This is a genomic window from Methylobacterium sp. A52T (genome assembly GCF_053346095.1).
Genome location: NZ_JBKFBI010000240.1, coordinates 1 through 4,680 on the forward strand (window position 1 = coordinate 1; position 4,680 = coordinate 4,680).

The following is a 4,680-nucleotide window of genomic DNA, read 5'->3' on the forward strand; positions in this document are numbered from 1 at the left end:
CCGGCGCCGACGCCGGCCGCGGCGCTCGGGCTCGGCCGCGTCGCCGCCGGTGACGCCCACGCGCTCCTGCCCGAGCAGAAAGACGTAGCTGTAGGCCTCGCCGGCCCAGGTCCGGCCCGTCACAGCGATGGGATCGCGCGGGCCGATGCCCTCCGCGGACGGCGTCGGCTCGGACCAGCCGCGCGTCCGCGCGCGCTCCTCCGGCAGGTCGACCCAGAACCGGTCGGCCGAGGGCGGCAGCGTCGTGACCAGGGCCTCGAAGGTGCGGCCGGTGCGCAGGGCGCCGCCGTCGCGGCTGTCGGTGGCGCGCCGCTCCGGGCACGGCTCGTCCCGGCGGGACGCCACCGGGGTCTGGCCCTGGAACACGGCCTGGAGCGGGCCGGGCGCCTCGGAGCGGGCGAGCCGCAGGATCTGCACGCCGCGCACGAAGGCGCAGGGCGCCGGCGCGATGAGGACGCCCTCGGCCTCCGAGCCCTCGCGGCAGATCTCCAGCGCGCCGCCCCCGGTCAGGAAGCAGCTCGGGGCGCTGCCCTCGTAGCCCACGGGCCGGGCCTCGGCGGAGCGCGTCCCGATGAGCGCGGATCCGGCCAGGGCCGAGAGGGCCGCGAGGGCCGCGAGGCGCCTGCCCGAGCGCCGGCCCGAGCGCTGGGACGCGGCGTCGCGTGCAGGGGGAATGACGGTATCGGCAGGCGATGTCGTGGCAGTCTTTGTAGAAATCACGTCTATCGCCGATGTCGATCCGGATGTCGGAACAGTCTCGCAGCCTCTAACTCACGGTCGCTGAGCCGGAAAGTGGCGCGGACCACGCAAGCCCCCTTCGATGGGGACGGGGCGAACCCGGCGCCCGCTCGCCCGTTGTCGCGGCTTGAGGGCCCCGCTGGCCCGACCCTTTCAGCGCCCGGAGATCAGCGCATGGACATCGCCGTCGAAACCGTCACCGACATCGTCACGCGGCTGCGCGCCATCGAGGTGAAGGAGGGCAACACCGACCCGGATTCGGGCTCGAACCCGATCGACGACGGCGCCACAGACGTCCTGGTCTCCGGCACCGACGACGCCACCGAGTCCGAGGTCCGCGGCCTGATCGCCGGACTCGACGACGATTCCCGGGCCGAGCTGCTCGCCCTCCTCTACGTCGGGCGCGGCGACATGGAGCCGGAGGAGTGGAGCGAGGCGGTGCGCTTCGCCCGCGAGCGCGAGGCCGCCGGCGAGGGCGCCGCGCGGGAACTGCTGGGCTCTCCCGACGCCGGCGACCTCTTGGAGGAAGGCCTCGACGCGATGGGGCTCAGCCCCGAACTGCCGCAGGCCTGAGCGCCCGGACGGGGGCCGGTCGCCATGGCCTCGCGCGCGCGCAGGGGCGCCACGAAGGCGCTGCGAGTCCTCACGCGGCCGGTCCGCCGCGCGCAGGGCCATGGCGGCAAGGGCCGCGGCGGGCTCGTGGTCGAGCCCTACCGCGGCTACGGGTCACGGGACGAGGTGTTCCTGATCGGCCGGGTCTTCCGGCAGTCGCCGGGGATACCCGGCGAGGATCCCGAATCCCTGCGGGCGCAGTGGCGCGACCTGCGCCGCCGCATCGCCCGGCGGACGATCGCCGGCGCGGCCGTCACCGCCCGGTTCGGCGACGACGCCGTCCGGGTCGAGACCGACCGGGACGGCTATTTCCGCGTGCACCTGCACCCGCGCACGCCCCCGGCCGACACGGGTGACTGGCACGCGGTCGCACTGCGCCTCGAGGCCGATCCGCCGATCCCCGCCGAGGGCGCGGTTTTCATCCCGCCCGACCGCTGCCGCTGCGTCGTGGTCAGCGACATTGACGACACGGTCATGCGCACCGGCGTCGCCAACAAGCTCAAGATGCTGTGGCGCCTGTTCGTGGAGGATGCCGAGAGCCGGGTCGCCTTCCCGGGCGTCGCCGCCCTCTACCGCGCCCTCCACGCGGGCGCCGGCGGCGACGAGGGCAACCCGATGCTCTACGTGTCCCGCGCGCCCTGGGGCCTCTACGAGATGCTGTCGGAGTTCTTCCAGCGCCACGGCATCCCGGCGGGGCCGGTGCTCTTCCTGCGGGAATGGGGCCTCTCCTGGACCCACCCGCTGCCGCGCCGCGCCACCGACCACAAGCACGCGCTGATCCGGCACATGCTCGCCCTCTACCGCGACCTGCCCTTCGTGCTGATCGGCGACAGCGGCCAGCACGACCCGGAGGTCTACGCGCAGATCGTCGAGGAGAATCCCGGGCGGGTGCTGGCGGTCTACATCCGCAACGTGTCCCGCGGCTCCGCGCGAGTGGAGGAGATCGTCCGGCTCGCCGGCGCCGTCGCCCGGGCCGGATCGAGCCTCGTGCTCGCCGCCGACAGCGTCGCCATGGCCGAGCACGCGGCCGCCATCGGGCTGATCGCGCCCGGGGCGGTGACCGGCGTCGCTGACGAGCACGCGGCGGCGGCCGAGACCGGGCCGCGCCGGGAGACCGCCCGGATCACGCCGGAACCGTCGGGCGTCGCCGACGCGGCCGAGGACCCGATCGGGCCGGAGGCGATCGCCGAGGCCCTCGCCGGGGACGGCGCCGTGCCGGCGACCCTGGTGGTCGAGCCGGAGACGCCGGCCGCGCTCCCGCGGCTCGGTGCGTGAACGCGCGGCCGCGATCGTCACCCGGGCCGCTGTCGCCGGCCGCCCGCTCCGATAGGTATCGGCCGAGCGCGGCCGGCACCCGGCGAGACGGGTCGCGGAACGGGCTGCCGCGGGAGGAACCGAGATGCGCCTGAGCCTGTCCGCGCTGCTGATGATCGCCTGCGGCACCCAGGCCGCCCTCGGGCAGGCCGCGCCCGCGGAGCGGGCCGTGCCGCGCTTCGCGCAGCTGGAGGCCGAGATGGGCGCGGCCAACGCCGCCCCGGGGCCGCGGACGGTGCCGGCCAAGGTCGTGCCGGTCCCCGACACGACGAGCCCGCAATTCCGCGCCGCGGTGGCGGCGCCCTACCGGGTGCCGGCCTGGAACGCGAACCCGCCGGACGCCGCGGCCTGGAAGGCGCTGGTCGACAAGCTCGCTGCCGCCGGAGCCGCCACCCTGCCGGCGCTCCGCGAGAAGCTCGGCGTCACCAGCGAGGCCGCGGTGATCGGCGGCGTGAAGGCCTTCGTGATCCAGCCCCGGCAGATCCCCGAGGCCAACCGTGACCGGCTGCTCCTGCACATCCACGGGGGCGGCTACGTCTACAATCCCGGCGAGGCCGGAACGCTGGAGGCGATCCTGATGGCCGGCCTCGGCGGCTACAAGGTCATCTCGGTGGATTACCGCATGCCGCCGGACGCGCCCTACCCGGCCGCCATGGACGACGCGACCGCCGTGTGGCGGGCCATGCTGTCCATGCAGAAGCCGCGAAACATGGCGGTGTTCGGCACCTCAACGGGCGGCGGCATGACCCTGGCCCTGATGCTCCGCGCCAAGGCAGAGGGGCTCGCGCTACCCGCGGCGATCGGCCTCGGGACGCCCTGGTCGGACATGACCGAGACCGGCGACAGCTACCGGACCAACGAGTGGCTCGACAACGTCCTCGTCAGCTATTCCGGCTACCTGACGCCGGCCGCCAAGCTCTACGCCGCCGGCCGCGACCTGAAGGACCCGCAGCTCTCGCCGATCTACGGCGACTTCGCCGGCCTCCCGCCCGCGATCCTGGTCACCGGCACCCGCGACCTCTTCCTGTCGAACACGGTGCGCACCCACCGGAAGTTGCGCGCCGCCGGGATCGAGGCGTCGCTGCAGGTGTTTGAGGGCATGTCCCACGCCCAGTACCTGTTCACGCCGGACGCGCCCGAGACTCGGGAGGTCTTCGGAGAAATGGCGCACTTCTTCGACGATCACCTGGGTCGCTGAGGCGCGGCAGCGCGGGCTCGCGCGGAGCCCGTGCTCACGAAATGGTGCAATGCAGCATCTCGGTGGAGAGGGTTCACATCCGGCCCGCGATGCCTAGGTTCGGCCCCTCGCAGCCGGTCCACGCTCCTCGAGCCTCCTGGAGGCCATCCGTGCAAACCTACACCCTCGCCATCGCCGACGGCGTCCTGTTCGCCTGCCTGCCCGACGAGGCCGACATCTCGGCCGCGATCACCGACGCGACCGCGACCAATTACGGGTTCGGCCTCAGCCTCGACATCGTCCGCGGGGCGACCCTGACCGACGCGGCCCGTCCCGAGGACGAGGTCGTGTGGCAGGAAGGGCCGGACAGCGAGCTGCTCGACGCGCAGGGGCGGCGCTACCGCTACGCCGTCCGCCGACCCTGCTGACGAGAGCCCGGCGCGGACCTGACACCGGGACGCCCGCCGGTGCTACGCTCCGCCGATGGAGCGGCGGGCGACAGGGGCGGGACGGTGGGGCGGGCTCGCCCGATTCCTCGTCCTCTACGCGGCGCTCTACGGCGCCTACGGGGTGCTGTCGCCGGTCCTTCCGGGCTTCCTCGCCGCGCGCGGCCTGACGCCCGGCGAGATCGGCCTCCTCCTCGCCGCGGCGGGCGCCCTGCGTCTCGCGGTCGGGCCCCTGGCCGGCGCCTTCGCCGACCGCCGCCGGGCCGGCCGGTCCGTCCTGGCGGCGAGCCTCGCGCTGGCCGGGCTCAGCGCCCTGGCGCACCTGCCCGGCGCCGGGCTGGCGCAGCTGATCGGGCCGGCGCTCCTCTACGCGGCGGGCACCGCGGCCCCGGC

5 protein-coding genes and 1 pseudogene are annotated in these 4,680 nt (G+C 74.7%); 5 read left to right on the forward strand and 1 reads right to left on the reverse strand.

Features of this window, described 5'->3' with window-relative positions; genetic code table 11:
• Positions 1–543: pseudogene (locus tag ACLBYE_RS29680) on the reverse strand (hypothetical protein); the annotation flags it as partial.
• 369 nt (positions 544–912) lie between these two features.
• Here ACLBYE_RS29680 and ACLBYE_RS29685 point away from each other — a divergent pair.
• From ACLBYE_RS29685 to ACLBYE_RS29705, 5 genes are all read left to right on the forward strand, one after another.
• Complete coding sequence (locus ACLBYE_RS29685) at positions 913–1,311, forward strand: DUF3775 domain-containing protein (protein ID WP_042671771.1); 399 nt, start codon at positions 913–915, stop codon at positions 1,309–1,311.
• A 24-nt stretch (positions 1,312–1,335) separates the two neighbouring features.
• Positions 1,336–2,625 (forward strand): App1 family protein, encoded by a 1,290-nt coding sequence (locus tag ACLBYE_RS29690; RefSeq protein ID WP_447696905.1) that lies wholly within the window; start codon positions 1,336–1,338, stop codon positions 2,623–2,625.
• Positions 2,626–2,749: 124 nt separating this feature from the next.
• The gene (locus tag ACLBYE_RS29695) at positions 2,750–3,862 is read left to right on the forward strand and encodes an alpha/beta fold hydrolase (protein WP_447696906.1); all 1,113 of its coding nucleotides are present in this window, start codon (positions 2,750–2,752) and stop codon (positions 3,860–3,862) included.
• Between the two features lie 149 nt (positions 3,863–4,011).
• Positions 4,012–4,269, forward strand: coding sequence for a hypothetical protein (locus ACLBYE_RS29700; protein WP_020093648.1), 258 nt, complete (start codon positions 4,012–4,014; stop codon positions 4,267–4,269).
• A 55-nt stretch (positions 4,270–4,324) separates the two neighbouring features.
• Positions 4,325–4,680: MFS transporter (locus ACLBYE_RS29705; RefSeq protein ID WP_447696907.1), on the forward strand; the 356-nt coding region annotated here is incomplete at its 3' end.

Coding starts and splice junctions, on each gene's coding strand:
- ACLBYE_RS29690 (WP_447696905.1), top strand. CDS start 1,336: ATGGCCTCGCGCGCGCGCAGGGGCGCCACGAAGGCGCTGCGAGTCCTC.
- ACLBYE_RS29695 (WP_447696906.1), top strand. CDS start 2,750: ATGCGCCTGAGCCTGTCCGCGCTGCTGATGATCGCCTGCGGCACCCAG.
- ACLBYE_RS29685 (WP_042671771.1), top strand. CDS start 913: ATGGACATCGCCGTCGAAACCGTCACCGACATCGTCACGCGGCTGCGC.